Below are 20,506 nucleotides of genomic sequence, written 5' to 3' on the forward strand. Positions count from 1 at the left end.
GGAAATGGCAATCGACACGATGGCGGATACGGCGCCGAAAACATCGTCCTTCAAGCGCATCGGCTCGATGCGCGAGGCCGGGCTGATTGCGATCATTCTGGCGCTCGGCATCATCATGAGCTTCGCGTCGCCGCACTTCCTCACGCTCGGCAATTTCCGCGCCATGCTGATGAGCTTTTCCGTCGAAGGCATCGTCGTCGTCGGCATGACGATCCTGCTTATCGTCGGCGGCATCGACCTCGCGGTCGGCTCCGTCGTCTGCTTCGCGATGGTGCTGTCCGGTTCGCTCTTCCTCGCCGGGCTCGATCCCTGGACGGCCTCGCTGATCGGTATTCTCGCCTCGAGTGCCATCGGCGGCGCCATGGGTTTCTTCGTGACGGTTGTCGGCCTCAACCATTTCATAACGTCGCTGGCGGCCATGGTGATCGTGCGCGGCCTCTGCCTCATCATCACCAAGGGCACGCCGCTCTCGCTCTTCACGCTGCCGGCGGCCTTTAAGGAGGTCGGTCAGGGCACCTTCTACGGCATTCCCTATGTCATCCTGATCTTCGTCGCCGTCGTCATCCTGTTCGATTTTCTGCTGCGCCGGGCGACCGCCTTCCGAAAGGTCTTCTACACCGGCAGCAACGAGAAGGCCGCGCTTTATTCCGGCATCAAGACCAACCAGGTGAAATTCTGGGTGACGGTGCTGTGCTCGACGCTCGCAGGCGTGGCCGGCGTCATCTACATGTCCCGCTTCGGTGCCGCCACACCTACCTTCGGCGCCGGCATGGAACTGAACATCATCGCCGCCGCCGTCATCGGTGGAGCCTCGCTCAGCGGCGGCTCGGGCACGGTTCTCGGTGCGATCCTCGGCATGGCGCTGCTGTCGCTCGTCACCTCGTCGCTCATCCTGCTCAATGTGTCGGTCTATTGGCAGGACATGATCAAGGGCTGCATTCTGCTCGCCGCCGTCTCGATCGATCATTTCATGCACAAGCGGAAGGCCAGCTGACATGCCCGTCGCCAAACTGAAGCCCGCCCCGCGTGAAGAGATCGTCATCGCCCGCCAGATGCACCAGGCGCTTGTCCTGCACTTCCTGGAGGGCCTGACGCAGGCGCAGATCGCCGACCAACTCGGCCTGTCGCATGCCACCGTCAACCGCCTCATCAAGCGCGGCCGCCAGCTCGGCCTCGTCGAGATCAAGATCAAGTCGCCGATGGAGCCCCTGGTCGATCTAGAGGAGCGGCTGCTCGCACTCGGCGGCATCAGCCGCGCCGTGGTGGTGCCGACCGTCTCCGACAGTCCGCAGACCGCGCTTCTCGCGGTGGGGGAGGCGGCCGCGCGCCTGCTGCTCGAAGAGATCGCGGATGGTGATACGATCTGCATCACCGGCGGCAAGGGCGTCAGCGCCGTCGTCGCCGGGTTGCAGGCCGCGCGCCGCTACGATGTCGAGGTCATTCCTGCGACCGGCTGCGTGCAGGGCAAACACTATACCGACGTCAACCACGTCTCGACGCTGATGGCCGACCGGCTGGGCGGCCGTTCCTGGCAGATCCACGCGCCGCTTTTCGCCGACGATGCCGCACAGCGCGCCATGCTGATCAACATGCGCTCCGTCGCCGACGTGTTTCAGCGGGCGCGGGAGGCGAAGGTCGCGGTGGTCGGCATCGGCTCGATCCTCAGCCAGGATTCGACCTATTACGATCTGCATCCCTCTTCCAGCGAGGATCGCAATGCCATCGAACAGTCCGGCGCGAGTGCGGAACTGCTCGCCCATCTGCTCGATGGCAAGGGCCGGGTCTGCGACTACTCCCTCAACCGCGCGCTCGTCTCGCTGACGCTTGAAGAGTTCGAATCCATCCCGATGAAGATCGGCGTGGCCAGCGGCCTCAACAAGGCCGGCTCCATCCTCAGCGTGCTGCGCGGCAACCATCTCGATACGCTCGTCACCGACGAGGCGACGGGCGCGCGCATTCTCGAACTGGCATCCGAAGAAGGACTTTCCGCATGAGCGGCGAACAATTGACCCGTCCGATCGGACGTTCCGGCGTCACAGCCTCCGCCGTCGGCCTCGGCACCTGGGCCATCGGCGGCTGGATGTGGGGCGGCACGGACGAGGCTGAATCCATCGCCGCCATCCAGGCCTCGCTCGATGCCGGCGTGACGCTGATCGATACGGCTCCCGCTTACGGCCTCGGCCGCTCGGAGGAGATCGTCGGCAAGGCCATCGCCGGCCGCCGCGACAAGGCTGTCATCGCCACGAAATGCGGCCTCGTCTGGCATACCCAGAAGGGCAAGCATTTCTTCGATCAGGACGGCAAGCCGGTTCACCGTTATCTCGGCCGGGACGGGATCATCCACGAGGTCGAGGAAAGCCTGCGCCGGCTCGGCACTGATTATATCGACCTCTACATCACCCATTGGCAGGACCCGACGACCCCCATCGAGGAGACCGTCGCGGCGCTGGAGGACCTGAAAAAGGCCGGAAAGATCCGAGCGATCGGCGCCAGCAACGTCAACCGGTCGGAACTGGAGCAATATATCTCGACCGGGTCGCTGGATGCGATCCAAGAGCGGTTCAGCATGATCGATCGCGAGATCGAGGCGGACCTGCTGCCGCTCACCCATCAGAACGACGTGGCGACGCTCAGCTATTCCTCGCTGGCGCTCGGCCTGCTCTCCGGCATGATCGGGCCGGACCGGGTCTTTGCCGGCGACGACCAGCGCAAGGACAATCCACGCTTCTCCGTTTCCAACCGGCAGAAGGCGAAGGATTTCTCCGATGCGATCCGCCCGGTGGCGGACCGGCACGGCGCCAGCATCGCGCAGGTGGTGATCGCCTGGACGCTGGCGCAGCCGGGGGTGACCTTCGCGCTCTGCGGCGCGCGAAACCCGGCGCAGGCGCTCGACAATGCACGGGCCGGAACACTTCGGCTCGACAAGGACGATCTTGCGGCCATCGACGCTGCTATAGCGGCAAAACTGGCCCATATGGACGGATAACGGACTGTCATCATGAACCGGACAGAGACATTGCACGGGCTCAGCCAGAGCCCGAAGGTGGACGTGTGCGTCCTCGGCGGCGGCATAAACGGGCTCAGCGTCTTCCGCGAGCTGGCGCTGCAGGGCGTCAACGTGCTGCTCGTCGAACAGGCGGATTATTGCTCCGGCGCGAGTGCGGCGCTTTCGCGCATGGTTCATGGTGGCCTGCGCTATCTGGAGAACGGCGAGTTCAGCCTGGTCAAGGAATCGCTCGTCGAGCGCGACCGGCTGCTGCGCAACGCATCCCACTATGTCGCGCCGCTGCCGACCACGGTGCCCATCTTCGACACCTTCTCCGGCCTCGCCAATGGCGTGGTGCGTTTCCTCGGCCTCACCCGCCGCCCGAGCCGCCGTGGCGCCATCGCCATCAAGGCGGGCCTTGGGATCTATGATTTCCTGACGCGCAAGCGCGCGTTGATGCCAAAGCACGAGTTCCGCAGTCGCCGGGCGACGCTCTCGAAATGGCCGGCGCTCAACCCGTCGATCCGCAATTCCGCGACCTATTACGACGCCTGGGTCAGCCATCCCGAGCGTATCGGCATCGAGTTGTTGCGCGATGGCTTGTCGGCCGGCCCGAATGCCATGGCGCTGAACTATGCGACCGTGGAGGCCAGCGGCAGCGGCTATCGTCTGCGCGATGGTCTCAATGGCGAGGTGCTGCCTGTTCAGCCGCGGCTGATCATCAATGCCACCGGCGGCTGGATCGACATTGCCAACGGCACGCTATTTGCGGACGAGGCAGGGCCCGCACCGCTGATGGGCGGCACCAAGGGCTCGCACCTCATCATCGACAATCCCGCGCTGCGAGACATGCTCGACGGCCACATGATCTACTACGAGAACGAGGACGGGCGCATCTGCATTCTGTTCCCCTATCTCGGCAAGGTGCTGGTCGGCTCGACGGATATCCGCGTCGACGACCCCGGCACGGTGCGCTGCGAGGCGGACGAGCGCGATTACATCCTGCAATCGCTCGCCTTCGTCCTGCCGGGCATAAAGATCCGGCCGGAAGAAATCGTTTTCCAGTTCGCCGGCGTGCGCCCGCTGCCGGCAAGCAAGGACAGCTTTACCGGCCGCATCCCGCGCGATCATTTCTGCACCGTGCTGGAGGGCAAGAACGGCGGGCCGCCAGTACTCTGCATGATCGGCGGCAAGTGGACGACCTTCCGTTCTTTCGGCGAACTCGCCGCCGACATGGCGCTGGACCAGTTGGGTGTGACGCGCCGCGTGGATACGGCGGACCGGGCGATCGGCGGCGGGCGCGTCTTCCCGAAGGACCCGGAGAGCTGGATCCGCGACCTTGCCGCATCGACGGGCCTTTCCGTCGCCCGCGTCGCGGTTCTCTTCGAACGCTACGGCACGGAGGCCGAGGATATCGCCGGTTTCATCGCGGCGAAGCCGGACCATCCGCTGCCGCACGCCCTCTACAGCGCGCGGGAGCTTCAGTACCTCGTCCGCGCCGAGGCGGTCGAGCATTTGGACGACCTGCTGCTGCGTCGAACGACGCTGGCGATTTCCGGTGATCTTTCCCTCGTCATGGCCGAGGCCGCACTGGATCTGCTTGCTGCCGAAAAGGGCTGGTCCGCTGAGCGGGTTGCCGAAGAGCGCAGCCGTTTTCTAACCCTCATGGGTGAGCGCCACGGCGTCACCGAACACACCCTTTCCGCACGGAATGAACACAGGAGTGAACTATGCGAGACAACCGCAAAGTCCGGATGAACCGGCTGTTCGGCAACGGGCGTTGCCTTGACGTGGCGATAGATCACGGCGTCTGCAACGAGCCTTCCTTCCTCGACGGGCTGGAAAACGTTCCAGCCGTGGTGAAGGCGCTGGTCGATGCCGGGCCGGATGCGATCCAGATGAACTACGGACAGGCCGATCTGTTGCAGGACCTTCCCGGCAAGGACAAGCCGGCGCTGGTCATGCGCATCGACATGGGTAACCCCTACAACCGCATCCGCCACCGCGACATGTGGGCGGTGCTGCAGAACGAGGCCGAACCGCTGATCGGCGCCTTGCAGATGGATGCGGCCTGCGTGGTCGTCAACCTCTTCATGCTGCCGGACGAGCCGGATCTCTTCCGGCAATGCGTACAGAACATCGCGCGCGTGCGGGCCGATTGCGAGAAACACGGCATGCCGCTGATGATCGAGCCGCTGGTCATGCAGCCCGTCACCGAGCGCGGCGGCTACATGGTCGATGGCGATGCGGACAAAATCGTCACCCTGACGCGGCTTGCCCGCGAGATGGGCGCCGATATCGTCAAGGCCGACCCGACGACCAATGCCGAGGATTTCCATCGTGTCGTCGAGGCGGCGCGCTGCCCGGTTCTGGTGCGTGGCGGCGGCAAGGAAGACCTTTCCGCGGTCTTTGCGAAATCTGCCGCCTTGATACAACAGGGTGCAATGGGCATGGTCTATGGGCGCAACATCTACCAGCACGCCAATCCGAGCGCCGTGGTGCGCGGGCTGATGGCGATCATCCACAGGGACGCGAGCGGCGAGGAGGCCCACGCGCTCTACCAGCAGGGATGAGACGCCGGACGATTGCGGGACACACACGAGGCGATGTCCCGCAATCGCGTGAGTGAAGTGAACCTGGGAGGGGTTCTGCATGCAAAAATATCTTCTGGGGCTCGATGCGGGCAACACGGTCATCAAGGCTGTCATCTTCGATCTCGAGGGCCGTGAGCTTGCCCATGCCGGGGAGGAGGGGCATAGCCGCATGCCACAGCCCGGCCATGTCGAGCGTGATCTCGGCGAACTCTGGGCCAATGCCAAACGTGTCATCCGCACCTGCCTCGACAAGGCGGGCATCGCGGCCGGCGATATTGCTGCGATCGGCTGTGCCGGCCACGGCAACGGGCTCTATGCGCTCGACCGGGACGGCGCGCCGCTGATCGGCATCCAGTCGATCGATACCCGCGCCACCGGCCTGGTCGAGGAATGGCAGGCTGAAGGTGTGGGCGACCGCACCCAGGCGATTGCCCGCCAGCGCCCCTGGCCGGCCCAGACGCCGACGCTGCTCGCCTGGCTGAAACGCTTCCGACCCGATGTCTTCAAGCGTATCGGCACGGTGTTCTATTCCAAGGATTTCGTCGTGAACCGCCTGACGGGAAAGCGCGTCAGCGAGGTCTCCGACATGTCCGGTGCCGGGCTGCTCGATCTGGCGGCCCGTCGCTATGACAGGACGCTGATGGAGGCCTATGGCCTTGGCGATTGCATGGATCTCCTGCCGCCTCTGATCGAGAGCGCCGACATTGCCGGGCATGTGACGGAGGCCGTTGCGGTCGAAACCGGGCTTGCCGCCGGCACGCCTGTTGTCGGCGGTCTCTTCGATGTCGTCGCCTCGGCACTCGGCTCCGGCGTGTCTCGCACGGGCAGTGCTTCGATTATTGCCGGTACGTGGAGCATCAACCAGGTGATCATCGATGGTCCGGACCTGAAAGGCCCGGTCTTCATGTCCTCCACCTTCGACCGCAGCCGCTATATGGCGATGGAAAACAGCGCCACGTCGGCAGCCAATCTCGAATGGCTGGTGCGGGAGTTCTTCGAGGGCGACCACCATGCCGACATCTCGCCCTTCGACGCCTGCTGCGCGCTTGCGGCGGCCGTCGAACCCGCGGCGGACGATCCGCTCTACCATCCCTATCTCTACGGCGCCCAGCAGGATGGCCATGCGCGGGCGGGTTTTTACGGCATGGCCGGCTGGCACACCAAGGGCCACCTTATCCGCGCCCTGCTGGAGGGTGTCGCCTTCGGCCATCGCCAGCATATCGAGACGATCCGCAAGGCGGGCGCGACCTTCGAAGAGGCGGTGCTCTCGGGCGGCGGTTCGCGCAGCAAGCTCTGGCCGCAGATTTTTGCGGATGTGCTCGGCGTGCCGGTCTCGGTTGCCGCATCGCGCGAGACGGGTGCGCTTGGCGCGGCGATTGCGGCCGGCACTGGCGTCGGCCTCTTCGCCGATTTCAGGGAGGGCGCCGAAGCGATGGTGCGCACGGAGCGGCACTATAAGCCGAATGCCGGCCTTGCCGCCCATTATGCGCGGCGCTATGCGCTTTACATTGATATCGCCGAGGCGATGACGCCGCTCTGGCGGCGGCTGGCGGCTTCGGAGAAGATGGCAACGGGAGTTGCAGCGTGAACCGCCCTGTCAATGAAGCGCCTGTCGATGAGGGCAGCTACGACTTCATCGTCGTTGGTGCCGGCTCGGCGGGCTGCGTGCTGGCCAACCGCCTTTCGGCCGATCCGAAGAACCGGGTCCTGCTACTCGAAGCGGGCGGGTCGGACCGTTACCATTGGGTCCATGTGCCGATCGGGTATCTCTACTGCATGGGCAATCCGCGCACCGACTGGATGATGAAGACGGCGGCGGAGGCCGGGCTCAACGGCCGAGCCCTCAACTATCCGCGTGGCAAGGTACTGGGCGGCTGCTCGTCGATCAACGGCATGATCTATATGCGCGGCCAGGCGGCCGACTATGACGGCTGGCGGCAGGCGGGCAATGCCGGCTGGGGCTGGGACGACGTGCTGCCCTATTTCATGAAGTCGGAGGACAATTATCGCGGCCGTTCGGAGATGCATGGCGCCGGCGGCGAATGGCGCGTCGAGCGCCAGCGTCTCTCCTGGCCGATCCTCGATGCCTTTCGCGATGCGGCGGAAGAGCTCGGCATCCGCAAGACCGACGATTTCAACGATGGCGACAACGAGGGGTCGGGCTATTTCGAGGTCAACCAGCGCGGCGGCGTGCGCTGGAACACGACAAAGGCGTTTCTCCGCCCGGCGATGAAGCGCAGGAACCTGCGCGTCCTGACCGGTGCCGAGACGGAGCGGTTGGATTTCGAAGGCAGGACGGTGACGGGCGTGCGCTTTCGCCTCAACGGCCGGCTCTGTGTCGCCCGCGCAACGCGCGAGGTCGCGCTGTCAGCCGGGGCGATCAATTCGCCAAAAATTCTGGAACTCTCTGGTGTCGGGCGGGCGGACCTGCTGTCCGACTTCGGCATTGCCGTTCAGCATGAACTGAAGGGCGTGGGCGAGAACCTGCAGGACCACCTGCAGATCCGTACGGTCTTCAAGATTGAGGGCGCGCGCACGCTGAACCAGCTCTATCACAACTTTTTCAGCCGCGCCGGCATGGGGCTGCAATATGCCTTCCGCCGTTCCGGCCCGCTCTCCATGGCGCCGAGCCAGCTCGGAATCTTCGCCAAGAGCGATCCGGCCGTCGCCACGGCCGATCTCGAATATCATGTTCAGCCGCTCAGCACCGACCGGCTTGGCGAGCCGTTGCACCGCTATCCGGCCGTCACGGTTTCGGTCTGCAATCTGAGGCCTGAAAGCCGTGGCACGGTGCATGTGACGGCGCGCGATGTGGCGCTGCCGCCGGAAATCCGACCTAACTACCTCTCGACGCCGGGCGACCGCCTGCTGGCCGCCAAATCCATCCGTCACGCCCGCAGTCTCATGCAAGCCAAAGCGATCGCGAAATTCCGTCCTGAGGAAATGCTGCCCGGTCGCGAATATCAAAGCGAGAACGAGCTAATCCGCCGCGCCGGCGATATCGCCACGACGATCTTCCATCCCGTCGGCACCTGCAAGATGGGCAGCGACCCCATGGCGGTGGTGGATGCCAAGCTGCGCGTGCACGGGCTCGACCGGCTGCGAGTCGCCGACGCTTCGATCATGCCGACCATCGTTTCCGGCAACACCAATTCGCCCGTCATCATGATCGCGGAGAAGGCGGCCGAAGCGATGCTGGCGCGAGTTTAGCCGCCAATCCGGTCGAGGAAGCGCAGCACGGCGTCGTTGAAGAGCGCCGGCCGTTGCAGCGGTGCGAAGTGGCTGACGTCGGGCAGGATGCTGAGTGTGGCCTGCGGGATGGTTGCCGCGAGATAAGCGGCGTGTTCCGGCCGGATGAACTCGTCGTGCTCTCCGAGCACCACGGCGACGGGAACCGTGATCCCGGCAAGATCCGCGGTGGTGTAGTTCGGCTCTGTCTGCATCATCCTGGAGACGTCCGCCACGAAGGTGTCGAAGGCGTCCGGCGTGGTGGACAGGGCTTGATAGTCCAGCCAGTGCCGGTGGAAGCAGCGATCGAGCACGGGGGTTGGCTGGAAGTCGAGCGTGCCGCTCGGGTCCATGTTGCAAGCGAAGAAGAAGACGCCGCTGACGCGCTCCGGGTGCCGGTCGGCCAGGATCAGCGCCGTGCAGGCGCCGTCGCTCCAGCCGACGAGGCTGGCCTTCTCGATGCCGAGATGATCCATCACAGCCAGCACGTCGCCGGCCATGCGGCCATAGCCGAACGGGCCGGCATCGCGGGTGCTGCGCCCGTGGCCGCGACTGTCGATGACGACGACCGTCCTTCCAGACACGACAAGAGCCGGCACTTGGTTGCCCCAGTTTCCGGCGCTGCCGAGACCGCCATGCAACAGGACGACGGCCGGCCCGGCGCCGACGACGGCGTGCCAGATCCGCGCGCCGTCGTGTTCGACATAGCCTTGTACGCGCGCCGGCGGCAGCGGCTGTGCACCGTCCCGTTCGAAATGGATGAGGTCGTCGTCGGTCGTCTGCATCGGTTTCTCCTTCTGCTTTCGCCAAGGACGTGCGGCCCGTTCGCCCTGCGACATCATTCGCTAAAAAATCTGCGCCGGGCCAGTGGCAAATCCCTGCCGGGAGCAGCGCGGCATTTGCATAGCTGCATTGCACAATAAATGTTTTCCATCCGGTCAAAAACTGGGCATAGTGCACTCAGTTGATGCACACGGCGGTTTTCCTCCCAGTGCCGCCGCATCAGCTGTTCCCCTCTGGAGGTTTTTTGACCTTCACACTTCAATGGGCCGCGGTTTCGCTGGCCCATTTTTTTTGCCTGCTCCCGGTGCTGTCCGAAAATGGCGCGTCCTAAATAGAGCGATAAAATGCAATCTAGTGGTTGTATTAGCACTTTCATCACGCTCTTATGCTCCAATTCCTGTTGCCGATGTGATGGTGCGATGTCTGGATTTCCGGGCGATGTCACGGCCAGGGATGCGCATATGAGACGGGCGGGCGGGATGAAGGCAAACGGGACGAGGCAAAGACAGACAGCCTGTAGGACTGCAGCCATATACCCGCAGGGCCGGGGGCCTGCATGACGAGGTCTCGCAAGACAACGCTACGCCTCGTCGCCGTAGCTTGGCCTTTCGTTCTCATTGTCCTTCTCCAGACGGCACTTGCTACGTTCAGCCTTCAAGTCACGTCGTCGTTGCGGGCCTTCGTCAGCGGCGAAAGCCTCTGGTCGAAAGGTCAGCACGATGCGCTCTACTATCTCAACCGCTATGCCGAATCCGGCAACCGGTCCTTCGTCGCGCGTTATCACCAAGCCATGGCGGTGCCGCTGGGCGACCGTGCGGCGCGGCTGGCGCTCGAAGCGGATCCGCCCGATCTCGACGCAGCCTTCAGGGGCTTTGTTGCCGGCGGCAACCATCCCGACGACATCCCGAACGTAATATGGCTGTTCCGCTATTTCCGTTGGCTGCCGGTCATGGAGGCCTGCATCCGCGACTGGCGCACGGCCGAAGGCGTGCTGATGCAGCTCCTGCCGATCGGCGAGAGCATTGATACGTCCCGCCATATCAACGAGAACGACCGGCGCGATATCATCCGCCAGCTCGACGAGATCAATGCGCTGGTGACGCCCCTGACGAAGCGCTTCTCCGACCGACTGGGGGAGGGCACACGGCAGGTGCAGACGGTGCTCTTAGTCAGCAATGCTGTCATGGCGCTTGTCTTCATCCTTTTGACTGTTTGGCGGCTCAACAGCTTCCTTGCGCATCGCCGCGCCATCGAGGAGCAGCTTTCCCACACAGCCAACCATGACGACCTCACCGGCCTGCCAAACCGCCGGCTTTTCGAAGACAGGCTTACCCGCGCGCTGGCGGAACCCGGCAGCCCTCATGCCCTGATGTTCATCGACCTCGACCAGTTCAAGGCGGTCAACGATAACGGGGGGCACGCAGCTGGCGACGCACTGCTGCGCCGCATCTCGCACGATCTCGACAAGGCGATTCGCGGCGTGGATTTGCTGGCCCGGCTGGGTGGCGACGAATTCGGGATCATCCTGCCGAACTGTACGCCGGAGGATGCGCTGCGCATCGGCCTGAGGTTGCGCGAGATCGCCGAGGCGATCGATTTCGTCTGGAACGGCCACCGCTATTCGATCAGCGCCAGCATCGGCGTCGTCCACCTTGCCGGGCTCAGTTATACGCTGCAGGAGGCGCTGCGGGCGGCTGATATCGCCTGCTACATGGCAAAGGAGAAGGGCCGCAATCGCGTGCATGTCTTTGAGACGACGGATGCGGCGCAGACGCAGTTCACCGCCAATCTCAACTGGGTGCAACGCCTGCATCGCGCGCTGGAGGAAGACAGTTTCCGGCTGTTCTCGCAGAAGATAGCGACGGTCGACGGAGCCGGCGCGCCGGCCGAACATCGCGAAATCCTGCTGCGCCTGGAGGAAGACGGCAAGCTGTTGGCACCCGGCGCCTTCATTCCGGCGGCCGAGCGGTTCGGCCTGATGCCGGCCCTCGACCGCTGGGTGGTGCGTCATGCGCTCGACATCATCAGCCGGCGAACCGGAGCGGCCTCCGGCACCTACTCGATCAATCTCAGCGGCCTGACGCTGAAGGACGACACGTTTCTGCCCTTCCTGCGCGAGATGCTGCGCCGCAGCCGCGTACCGGCCGATGTGCTCTGCTTCGAGATCACCGAAACCAGCGCCATCGAGAATCTTGACGATGCCATCGCCTTCATGAACGCCATGCGCGCCATGGGCTGCCGTTTCGCGCTCGACGATTTCGGCGTCGGCATGTCGTCGCTCACATACCTCAAGCGCCTGCCGGTCGATTATGTGAAGATCGACGGCAGCTTCGTGCGCGACATGCTGACCGACAAGGCAGACTGGATGACGGTCGAGATGATCAACCAGATTTCACATCTCGCCGGCCGCGAGACGATCGCCGAGTTCGTGGAGAATGCCGATATTCTCACCGCGCTGCGCACCATCGGTGTCGACTACGCTCAAGGCTATTTCCTCGGCCGGCCGGAACCGTTCCTGCCGGACGCTTCGGGCACGGTTATCCCCTTGCGTCGTGCCGACGTCGCCTAGATTGTCGTTTTATGCAATTCCGGACGCAAAACCGCTTCGCACTTTTGCTGGAATTGCTCTAAGCCTGTTCCGCCCGCTCCAGTGCCTTAAGCATCGTGCGTTCGGCAAGGTTGAGATAGGTTTCCATCTGCGCGGCGGCCTCTGCCGACTTTCCCTGCTCCAGAAGCGTGACGATCGCGTCGTTCATGTCGACGAAGGGTGAGTGCAGGTGCTCGGGGTCATTGAGCAGCCCGAAGCAGAGGCGCAGTTCCGCCGAGATGCGCTCGTAGAATTCGGTGAGCCGCGCGCTGTCCGAAAGGTCGATGATCGCGGTATGAAAGATCATATTGGCGCTTCCGACGCCGACCCAGTCGCCTGCATTGCGCTTCTTCTGCCCCTCCGCGACGGCCTCGCGCATCACGCGAATGGCCGGATGCTGCTGCCAGGCCTGGCGCAGCGCGCCGCATTCCAGCATGCGACGCACCCGGTAGATATCGATGACCGAGGCCATGGAGGGCACGGTGACGAAAACGCCGCGATTGGCCTCATGGCGCAGAAGCCCGTCCTTGGTCAGCAGGCGGAAGGCTTCGCGCAGTGAATTGCGCGACACGTCGAAACGCTCGCTGAAGGCGGCTTCCGACAGGCGCTGGCCGGGCGAAAGCTCGCCCGAAATGAGCAGCGTGCGAATGTGCCGTGCCAACCGGTCCGCCAGCGGCAGGCCTTCTTCGTCTTCCGTCATGCGCGTCTCCCCGGCCGGGCAAACTGCGCCCGGTTACCCTCTTTCCCAACTGCCCATAGCATGAATGCGGGGACGGTGGCGTCGGAAATTGTGGCGAATCCTGTGCTATGTAATTGGTAAAGCGGCAGGAATAAGGAACGATATGGAAATATTGTTGAACAATATTGACATTTTTGTGTAGCAGCGCATGATATTCCCATTGAGCCCCCGCCAGCGCGGCGGCAGATCCGGGAGGATACCCATGCAGCAGAACGAGCTTGCGGCCGCCCACGCCGTACCCCCCGCGCAGAACAAGGCGACCCAGCGCCGCGCCCTGCTTTCGGCCATGTTCCTGATGTCGATGTCGGCAGTCGGGCCGGGCTTCATCACGCAGACGGCCACTTTCACCGTCAAGCTTGGCGCGGCCTTCGCCTTCGCCATCCTCATCTCGATCCTCATCGATTTCGTCGTACAGGCCAATATCTGGCGCATCGTTGCTGTGACGCGCATGCGCGCACCGGCGGTCGCCAATGCCGCCATCCCTGGCTCCGGCTATGTGCTTGCCGTGCTCGTCATCATCGGCGGTCTGTTCTTCAACATCGGCAATATCGGCGGCGCCGGCCTTGGCTTCAACGCCATGATCGATCTCGATCCTAAGATCGGCGGCGCGATCGGTGCGCTTGCGGCCATCGGGATCTTCCTGTCGCGCCGCGCCGGCATCGCCATGGATCGCGTCGTCATCGTCGCTGCCTTCGTCAAGCTGGCGCTGATCGTCTATGCGGCGATTGCGTCAGGCCCCCCGGTCGCCGAAGCCTTCCGCCAGACCTTCCTGCCGGATACGATCGATTTCGCCACTATCACGACGATCGTCGGCGGCACGGTCGGCGGCTACATCACCTATGCCGGCGCGCACCGTCTGCTCGACAAGGGAACGGTCGGTGTTGAAAACATCGGCGCCATCAACCGCGCGGCCTTCAGCGGCATCGCGATAACAGGCGTACTGCGCTACATCCTGTTCCTTGCCATCCTCGGCGTCGTCGCTTCTGGCGTGGTGATCGACCTTTCCGGTCAGGCCGCAAACCCGGCCGGCCAGGCCTTCCATGCGGCTTCCGGCAATATCGGCTTCCGCCTGTTCGGTGCGGTTTTCCTCGCCTCGGCCATGACCAGCATCATTGGTGCCGCCTATACGTCGGTCTCGTTCCTCACGGCCTTCAAGCCCGACATGACCGAGCGCCAGCGCAACCTCGCCACTGTCGGCTTCATCGCCTTCTCGCTCGTCTGCTACATGCTGATGACGACCCCGCCGGCCGCCATGCTGGTCTTTGTTGGCGGTCTGAACGGCCTTGTGCTGCCGATCGGCTTCTCGATCTTCATGTATGCCGCCTGGGCACGCCCCGACCTGATGGGCGGCTATCACTACCCGCGCTGGCTGCTTGCGCTCGGCGTCCTGACCTGCGCACTCACGTGGTATATGGGATACAAGTCGGCCGGCAACATCTTCAGCCTGCTGTTCGCATAGGGAGGAAACCATGACAGCGATCGATCTCAACAGCGATCTCGGCGAAAGCTATGGTGCCTGGCGCATGGGCGACGACGCGGCGATGCTCGCCGTCGTCTCCTCCGCCAACATTGCCTGCGGTTTCCATGCGGGTGATCCGGCCGGCATTTTCCGCACGGTGAAGGCGGCGGCTGCAAACGGCGTCGTCATCGGCGCCCATGTTTCGTATCCCGACCGCGTCGGCTTCGGCCGGCGCGATCTCGACGCCACGCCCGAGGAATTGATCGCCGACGTGATCTACCAGATCGGCGCGATCAAGGGCGTTGCCGCCGCTGCCGGTACGACCGTGCGCTACGTCAAGCCGCACGGCGCGCTCTACAACCGCATCGCCTATGATGCGAAGCAGGGCCAGGCGGTCATCGACGGCATCAAGGCGGTCGATCCCTCGCTGATCCTGATGGGCCTTGCCAATGCGCCGATCCTCGATCTCGCGCGCAAGTCCCGCCTTGCCGTCGTCGCGGAAGCCTTTGCCGACCGCGCCTACACGCCGAAGGGCGAGCTCGTCTCGCGCCGCGAAGCCGGTTCCGTGCTGCATGACGAGAAGAAAATCGCCGACCGCATGGTGCAGCTCGCCCGCGAGGGCACGCTGGAAGCCATCGACGGCAGCACGATCCGCATCGAGGCACAGTCGATCTGCGTGCATGGCGACAGCCCCGGCGCCGTTGCCATCGCCCAGGAGATCCGCCGCCGCTTCGAGGCGGAAGGCATCGCCATCCGCTCCTTCGCCGACAAGGCCTGAGGTGCGGCCATGACGCTTCCGACCGCCTATCTGGACCATACCGACGCCACGGCCGCCCGTCAGGCGCGGGCGACCTATCGGAACGGGCTCGTCGCGCCCACCTCGGGTATTGCGCCGGGCTTCACCCAGGCCAACATGATCGTGCTGCCGCGCGACTGGGCCTTCGATTTCCTGCTCTATGCGCAGCGCAATCCAAAACCCTGCCCGGTGCTCGACGTTTCCGATCCGGGCTCGCCGACGACGCTGCTCGCGCCCGGTGCGGACCTGCGCACCGACCTGCCGCTCTACCGCATCTGGCGCGACGGCAAGCTTGCCGAGGAAACGCCTGACGCCACCGCCGCCTGGGCGGAGCGCGACGATCTCGTCGCCTTTCTGATCGGCTGCTCCTTCACCTTCGAGACGCCGATGGTAGAGGCGGGCATCGAGATCCGCCACATGACGGACAAGAGCAATGTGCCGATGTATCTCACCAACACGGCCTGCCGCCCGGCGGGCCGGCTGAAGGGCAACATGGTCGTCTCCATGCGGCCGATCCCGGCCTCGCGTGTCGCCGATGCCGCCACCATTTCCGGTCGCTTCCCGGCCGTGCACGGCGCGCCTGTGCATGTTGGTTCGCCCGAAGACATCGGCATCGCCGATCTCGCCAAGCCCGATTTCGGCGATCCGGTCCGCATCGAACCGGGCGAAGTGCCGGTTTTCTGGGCCTGCGGCGTCACCCCGCAGGCGGCCGTGATGGCGTCGGGCGTGCCCTTCGCCATCACCCATGCGCCCGGCTACATGTTCATCACCGATATTCCCGATTCCGCCTATCACGCGTGAGGCTTCGATGCGTTTTCTGCCCGTCAGCCTGACCACCATCCTCGTCGAGCTTGCCGATCTCGACGAGACGCTCGCCCTTTTCGCTTCCTTCCAGGCCGATCCGATCACCGGCATAGCGGAAATGGTGCCGGCCGCCCGCACGCTGATGATCCGTTTCCGCCCGGAAAAGGTCTCGCCTTCGGAGCTTGCCGCTGATATCGCCACCCGCGATCTCTCGGCGAAGATCGCGCCCTCGGAGCATCTGGTGGAAATTCCGGTGCGCTATGACGGCGAGGACCTCGCCGACGTCGCCGAGCTGACTGGCCTCAGCGTCGAGGAGGTCACCCGCCGCCACACCGAAAGCGAATTCACCGTCGCCTTCTGCGGCTTCGCGCCGGGCTTCGGCTATCTCGTCGGTGGCGACCCTGCGCTGCATGTGCCGCGCCGCAAAAGCCCGCGCACGCGTATCCCGGCCGGTTCCGTGGCGCTCGCCGGCGCCTTCAGCGGCGTCTATCCGCAAGCGAGCCCTGGCGGCTGGCAGATCATTGGCACCACGCCCGTCAAGATGTGGGATATCGACCGTGACCCCGGCGCGCTGTTCCAGCCCGGCTATCGCGTGCGCTTCTTCGACATGGCGAAGGCGGGCAAGACCGTCCACATCCCCGAACCGGCCGCCCGCTCGGAGCGCCCTGGCGCAGCCGACGATCCGCAGTTCAAGGTGCTCGCCGCGCCGATGCCTGCTTTCTTCCAGGATTTCGGCCGCTTCGGCCAAACGGGGCAGGGCGTCTCCGCGTCCGGCGCGCTCGATCATGGCGCCTTCAATGCGGCAAACCGCATCGTCGGCAATCCGGCCAACACGCCGACCCTTGAGCTGACCCTCGGCGGTTTCTCCTTCGAAAGCAGCGTGCGCGCCGTGATCGGCCTTGCAGGTGCCCCCTGTCCGGTGATTGTGCGCGATGCCGCCGGCCGCAATCGGGATTTTCAGACCTGGCAGCCGATCGCGCTGGAAGCCGGTGACGTCGTCACCATCGGTCATCCGAAGAGCGGCATGCGGTCCTATCTCGCCGTGCGCGGCGGCTTCGGCGTTGCCCCTGTGCTCGGAAGTGCAGCGACCGATACGCTCGCCGTTGTCGGCCCGGAGCCGGTCACGGCGGGAGCGGTACTCGCGCTGAAGGGTAGCAAAGACGGGCTTGCCAGCGTCTCCACCAATGAAATCCCGGCTTTTGACGCGCCCTCCGCGAGCGACGTGGTGACGCTTGACGTAGTGCTCGGCCCGCGCACGGACTGGTTCACGCAGGAGGGGCTGGAAACGCTGACGAGCCAGCTCTGGCAGGTCACGCCGCAATCGAGCCGCGTCGGCATCCGACTTGCCGGCGAGGTGCCACTGGAGCGCAAGGACAGCGCGGAATTGCCAAGCGAAGGCACCGCGACGGGGGCGATCCAGGTGCCGCATAGCGGTCAGCCGGTGCTCTTCCTTGCCGACCACCCGCTGACCGGCGGCTATCCCGTTATCGGCGCGGTCGCCGAATACCATCTGGATCTGGCCGGCCAGATCCCCATCAACGCAAAGATCCGTTTCCGCCCGATCGGCCCCTTCGCCGATATCGCTGCAAGCCGCTAGGAGAGCGCCATGAAGAAAGTGCTGATTGCCAATCGTGGCGAGATCGCCGTGCGCATCCTGCGCGCCTGCCGGGATTACGGGCTGCAATCCGTTGCCGTCTATGCGGATCCGGATGCGGACGCGCTCTTCGTGCGCCTGGCTGACGAGGCGTACGGCCTTGGTGGCGTGCGTCCGGCAGAAACCTATCTCGATATCGACAAGCTGATCGCGATTGCCAAGCGCTCGGGTGCTGACGCGGTCCATCCGGGCTACGGCTTCCTGTCGGAAAACGCTCGTTTCGCCAAGGCAGTGCAGGATGCCGGCCTGACCTGGATCGGGCCCGATCCCGACGTCATCGTGGCGCTTGGCGACAAGGTCGAGGCGCGGCGTATCGCCCAGAGCGTCGGGGCACCGCTCGTGGCCGGCAGCGATGGGCCGGTGTCCTCGGCGGCGGAAGTGCTCGCCTTTGCGGAACAACATGGCCTGCCGGTCGCCATCAAGGCCGCGCATGGCGGAGGCGGGCGCGGCATCAAGGTCGCCTGGAAAATGGAAGAGGTCGCCGACCTCTACGAATCCGCGGTGCGCGAGGCGACCGTCGCCTTCGGCCGCGGTGAATGTTTCCTCGAACGGTTCCTCGACCGCCCCCGCCATATCGAGGCGCAGGTTATTGCCGACAAACACGGCAATGTGCTGGTTCTCGGGACCCGCGACTGCTCGGCGCAGCGCCGCAACCAGAAGCTCATCGAGGAAGCGCCGGCGCCCTTCCTCGCACCCGAACAGCGCGAACGCATCCACGCCGCCGCCAAGGCGATCTGCGCGGCGGCCGGCTATTCCGGTGCCGGCACGGTGGAGTTCCTGCTCGGTGTCGACGGCACGATCTCCTTCCTCGAAGTCAACACCCGCCTGCAGGTGGAGCATCCCGTCACCGAGGAGACGACGGGCATCGACCTCGTCATCGAGCAGTTCCGCGTGGCGGAGGGCCAGCGCCTGACGCTCCTCGAAACGCCCGTGCCGCGCGGCCATTCCATCGAGTTCCGCATCAATGCGGAAGACCCCGGCCGTGGCTTCCTGCCGACGCCGGGCGCGATCACCGCCTTCGATCCCCCCTCCGGTCCCGGCGTGCGCCTCGACAGCGGCGTCGTCACCGGCTCCACCATCCCCGGCGTCTTCGATTCCCTGATGGCCAAGCTCATCGTGACCGGCGCCACCCGCGAGGAGGCGCTGCGCCGGGCCCGCCGGGCGTTGAAGGAATTCCGTATCGAGGGTGTCGCGACCGTCCTGCCATTCCACCGCGCCGCCATCGACACCGAGGATTTCATCGGGACCGATGGCTTCAAGGTGCACACCCGCTGGATCGAAACCGATTTCGCCGCGATGCCCGAGGCCATGATCCGGCCGGAGCCGGCCGCCGACCCGACGCTGATCCGCACCCATCTCGAAATCGACGGCAAGCGTGTGTCGCTGGCGCTGCCGAGCCTGCTTCTCGCTGGTCTTGGTGCGGTCAGGCAGGGCACCGGATCGGTCGGCAGCGGCAAGCCGGCCGCCGAGGATGGGATTACCGCTCCGGTCTCCGGCACGCTGCAGGCCTTCAAGATCGCCGACGGTGCCACGGTTGCCGAGGGCGAACTGGTCGCCGTCATGGAAGCGATGAAGATGGAAACGCAGGTGCTCGCCCCCAAGGCCGGCCGTCTGCGTCTGCGCGTCAAGGAAGGCGACTATCTTCAGGCCGGCGATACCTTGATGGTCTTCGAGGGCTGAGCGCCCATCCCAAATGGGACATTGACCCGAACGGGCCCTGCTTGCCTTAATCCCCCCGGATTTTTCATCTGGGGGATACATGGTACGCACGCTTCAAAGCACGCCGAAGGCCGATGGTTTTCGCGCACCGGGAGAATTCGAGCCGAAGGCCGGCTGCTGGCTGATCTGGCCGGAGCGGCCCGATACCTGGCGGCTCGGCGCCAAGCCCGCGCAGAAGCTCTTTGCGCGGGTCGCGGCGGCGATTGCCGAGAGCGAGCCCGTCACCATCGCCGTCTCGTCGCGCCAGTGGCTCAACGCCCGCGCCATGTTGCCGGAGAGCGTGCGCCTCGTCGAAATGTCGACGGACGATTCCTGGTTGCGCGACAGCGGCCCGAATTTTGTCATCAACAATCATGGCGTGGTGCGCGGTGTCGACTGGACCTTCAACGCCTACGGCGGCAATGACGGCGGCCTCTATGCGCCTTGGAACCTCGACGATCTCGCCGCCCGCAAGGTGCTGGAAACCGAGAATCTCGACCGCTACCGCTCGACGCTGATCGCCGAGGGCGGCGGCCTGCAATGCGACGGGCAGGGCACGCTGATCACCACGGAACAGTGCCTGCTCAACCCCAACCGCAACGGCCATCTCGGCAAGGCCGAGGTGGAAAAGCAGCTTTCCGACTATCTCGGCCTTGAACACGTGATCTGGCTGCCGCGCGGCTTCTGCTTCGACGAGACGGACGGCCATGTCGATGACGTTTGCTGCTTCGTGCGGCCGGGCGTGGTGGCGATGAGCTGGACGGAAGACCGCGACGATCCGCAATACGAGATCGTGCGCGAGGTGGAGGACGTTTTGCGTTCGGCCCGCGATGCGCGCGGCCGCTCGCTGGAGGTGCACCGCATCCTGCATCCGCGCCCGATCGAGATGACAGCGGAGGAGGCGGCGGGCGTCGATCAGGTCGACAGCACCTGGGCGCGGCCTGCCGGCAACCGCATCGCGGCCACCTACATCAACTACTACCCCGGCAATTCCGCCGTCGTCGTGCCGCAGTTCGACGACGAGAAGCTCGACCTTGCTGCGAAAGCCAAGCTCGCCGAACTCTTCCCCGAACACCGCATCACCGGCATCGAGAATTCCCGTGAAATCCTGCTCGGCGGCGGTAACGTCGCCTGCATCACCCTGCCGGTCTATGCCGGCCAGACGAAAGCCTGAGGAG

Annotated in this window: 16 protein-coding genes; 14 read left to right on the top strand and 2 right to left on the bottom strand. The window is 64.8% G+C overall.

The window, feature by feature from the left end; genetic code table 11:
• The first annotated feature begins 4 nt into the window (after positions 1 to 4).
• The 7 genes from D0Y60_RS15525 to D0Y60_RS15555 all read left to right on the top strand — a co-directional run bounded on the left by D0Y60_RS15525 (position 5) and on the right by D0Y60_RS15555 (position 8,790).
• Positions 5 to 994 (top strand): ABC transporter permease, encoded by a 990-nt coding sequence (locus D0Y60_RS15525; RefSeq protein ID WP_199564204.1) that lies wholly within the window; start codon positions 5 to 7, stop codon positions 992 to 994.
• A gap of 1 nt (position 995) precedes the next feature.
• On the top strand, positions 996 to 1,994 hold the full coding sequence (locus D0Y60_RS15530; RefSeq protein ID WP_117370871.1) for a sugar-binding transcriptional regulator: 999 nt from the start codon (positions 996 to 998) through the stop codon (positions 1,992 to 1,994).
• Positions 1,991 to 2,986 carry an aldo/keto reductase gene (locus D0Y60_RS15535; RefSeq protein ID WP_117370872.1) on the top strand — a complete coding sequence of 332 codons (996 nt, stop codon included), beginning with the start codon at positions 1,991 to 1,993 and terminating at the stop codon, positions 2,984 to 2,986. Before D0Y60_RS15530 ends, D0Y60_RS15535 begins: the two co-directional genes overlap by 4 nt.
• 12 nt (positions 2,987 to 2,998) lie before the next feature.
• Complete coding sequence (locus D0Y60_RS15540) at positions 2,999 to 4,744, top strand: glycerol-3-phosphate dehydrogenase/oxidase (protein ID WP_199564205.1); 1,746 nt, start codon at positions 2,999 to 3,001, stop codon at positions 4,742 to 4,744.
• Positions 4,717 to 5,559, top strand: coding sequence for a class I fructose-bisphosphate aldolase (locus D0Y60_RS15545; RefSeq protein ID WP_117370874.1), 843 nt, complete (start codon positions 4,717 to 4,719; stop codon positions 5,557 to 5,559). Before D0Y60_RS15540 ends, D0Y60_RS15545 begins: the two co-directional genes overlap by 28 nt.
• Positions 5,560 to 5,638: 79 nt before the next feature.
• Entirely contained in the window at positions 5,639 to 7,168 is a 1,530-nt protein-coding gene (locus tag D0Y60_RS15550; protein ID WP_117370875.1) for an FGGY-family carbohydrate kinase, read from the top strand.
• Positions 7,165 to 8,790, top strand: coding sequence for a GMC family oxidoreductase (locus D0Y60_RS15555; protein WP_117370876.1), 1,626 nt, complete (start codon positions 7,165 to 7,167; stop codon positions 8,788 to 8,790). The genes D0Y60_RS15550 and D0Y60_RS15555 overlap by 4 nt, the downstream gene beginning before the upstream one ends.
• Here D0Y60_RS15555 and D0Y60_RS15560 read toward each other — a convergent pair.
• Entirely contained in the window at positions 8,787 to 9,593 is an 807-nt protein-coding gene (locus tag D0Y60_RS15560) for an alpha/beta hydrolase (RefSeq protein WP_117370877.1), read from the bottom strand. The two genes, D0Y60_RS15555 and D0Y60_RS15560, sit on opposite strands and share 4 nt — an antisense overlap.
• 554 nt (positions 9,594 to 10,147) lie before the next feature.
• On the opposite strand from D0Y60_RS15560, the gene D0Y60_RS15570 reads away from it, so the two are divergent.
• Positions 10,148 to 12,160 carry an EAL domain-containing protein gene (locus D0Y60_RS15570; RefSeq protein WP_117370879.1) on the top strand — a complete coding sequence of 671 codons (2,013 nt, stop codon included), beginning with the start codon at positions 10,148 to 10,150 and terminating at the stop codon, positions 12,158 to 12,160.
• 58 nt (positions 12,161 to 12,218) lie between these two features.
• Here D0Y60_RS15570 and D0Y60_RS15575 read toward each other — a convergent pair whose 3' ends face one another.
• Entirely contained in the window at positions 12,219 to 12,878 is a 660-nt protein-coding gene (locus D0Y60_RS15575; RefSeq protein WP_117370880.1) for a GntR family transcriptional regulator, read from the bottom strand.
• Positions 12,879 to 13,119: 241 nt separating this feature from the next.
• On the opposite strand from D0Y60_RS15575, the gene D0Y60_RS15580 reads away from it, so the two are divergent.
• The 6 genes from D0Y60_RS15580 (at position 13,120) to aguA (ending at position 20,502) form a co-directional block, all read left to right on the top strand.
• Positions 13,120 to 14,376, top strand: a complete 1,257-nt coding sequence (locus D0Y60_RS15580; protein ID WP_117370881.1) for an NRAMP family divalent metal transporter — start codon at positions 13,120 to 13,122, stop codon at positions 14,374 to 14,376.
• Between the two features lie 10 nt (positions 14,377 to 14,386).
• Positions 14,387 to 15,154, top strand: coding sequence for a 5-oxoprolinase subunit PxpA (locus tag D0Y60_RS15585; RefSeq protein WP_117370882.1), 768 nt, complete (start codon positions 14,387 to 14,389; stop codon positions 15,152 to 15,154).
• A gap of 9 nt (positions 15,155 to 15,163) precedes the next feature.
• Complete coding sequence (locus D0Y60_RS15590) at positions 15,164 to 15,973, top strand: putative hydro-lyase (RefSeq protein WP_117370883.1); 810 nt, start codon at positions 15,164 to 15,166, stop codon at positions 15,971 to 15,973.
• A gap of 7 nt (positions 15,974 to 15,980) precedes the next feature.
• The gene (locus tag D0Y60_RS15595; RefSeq protein WP_117370884.1) at positions 15,981 to 17,573 is read left to right on the top strand and encodes a 5-oxoprolinase/urea amidolyase family protein; all 1,593 of its coding nucleotides are present in this window, start codon (positions 15,981 to 15,983) and stop codon (positions 17,571 to 17,573) included.
• A gap of 9 nt (positions 17,574 to 17,582) precedes the next feature.
• Positions 17,583 to 19,310 (top strand): biotin carboxylase N-terminal domain-containing protein, encoded by a 1,728-nt coding sequence (locus D0Y60_RS15600; protein WP_117370885.1) that lies wholly within the window; start codon positions 17,583 to 17,585, stop codon positions 19,308 to 19,310.
• 79 nt (positions 19,311 to 19,389) lie between these two features.
• Positions 19,390 to 20,502: an agmatine deiminase gene (gene aguA / locus D0Y60_RS15605; protein ID WP_117370886.1), complete on the top strand. Its 1,113-nt coding sequence runs from the start codon at positions 19,390 to 19,392 to the stop codon at positions 20,500 to 20,502.
• Positions 20,503 to 20,506 lie beyond the last annotated feature (4 nt).

This window comes from Shinella sp. WSJ-2 (assembly GCF_003432075.1).
Lineage (GTDB): Bacteria > Pseudomonadota > Alphaproteobacteria > Rhizobiales > Rhizobiaceae > Shinella.

Coding starts and splice junctions, on each gene's coding strand:
- D0Y60_RS15525 (WP_199564204.1), top strand. CDS start 5: ATGGCAATCGACACGATGGCGGATACGGCGCCGAAAACATCGTCCTTC.
- D0Y60_RS15530 (WP_117370871.1), top strand. CDS start 996: ATGCCCGTCGCCAAACTGAAGCCCGCCCCGCGTGAAGAGATCGTCATC.
- D0Y60_RS15535 (WP_117370872.1), top strand. CDS start 1,991: ATGAGCGGCGAACAATTGACCCGTCCGATCGGACGTTCCGGCGTCACA.
- D0Y60_RS15540 (WP_199564205.1), top strand. CDS start 2,999: ATGAACCGGACAGAGACATTGCACGGGCTCAGCCAGAGCCCGAAGGTG.
- D0Y60_RS15545 (WP_117370874.1), top strand. CDS start 4,717: ATGCGAGACAACCGCAAAGTCCGGATGAACCGGCTGTTCGGCAACGGG.
- D0Y60_RS15550 (WP_117370875.1), top strand. CDS start 5,639: ATGCAAAAATATCTTCTGGGGCTCGATGCGGGCAACACGGTCATCAAG.
- D0Y60_RS15560 (WP_117370877.1), bottom strand. CDS start 9,593: ATGCAGACGACCGACGACGACCTCATCCATTTCGAACGGGACGGTGCA.
- D0Y60_RS15570 (WP_117370879.1), top strand. CDS start 10,148: ATGACGAGGTCTCGCAAGACAACGCTACGCCTCGTCGCCGTAGCTTGG.
- D0Y60_RS15575 (WP_117370880.1), bottom strand. CDS start 12,878: ATGACGGAAGACGAAGAAGGCCTGCCGCTGGCGGACCGGTTGGCACGG.
- D0Y60_RS15580 (WP_117370881.1), top strand. CDS start 13,120: ATGCAGCAGAACGAGCTTGCGGCCGCCCACGCCGTACCCCCCGCGCAG.
- D0Y60_RS15585 (WP_117370882.1), top strand. CDS start 14,387: ATGACAGCGATCGATCTCAACAGCGATCTCGGCGAAAGCTATGGTGCC.
- D0Y60_RS15590 (WP_117370883.1), top strand. CDS start 15,164: ATGACGCTTCCGACCGCCTATCTGGACCATACCGACGCCACGGCCGCC.
- D0Y60_RS15595 (WP_117370884.1), top strand. CDS start 15,981: ATGCGTTTTCTGCCCGTCAGCCTGACCACCATCCTCGTCGAGCTTGCC.
- D0Y60_RS15600 (WP_117370885.1), top strand. CDS start 17,583: ATGAAGAAAGTGCTGATTGCCAATCGTGGCGAGATCGCCGTGCGCATC.
- aguA (WP_117370886.1), top strand. CDS start 19,390: ATGGTACGCACGCTTCAAAGCACGCCGAAGGCCGATGGTTTTCGCGCA.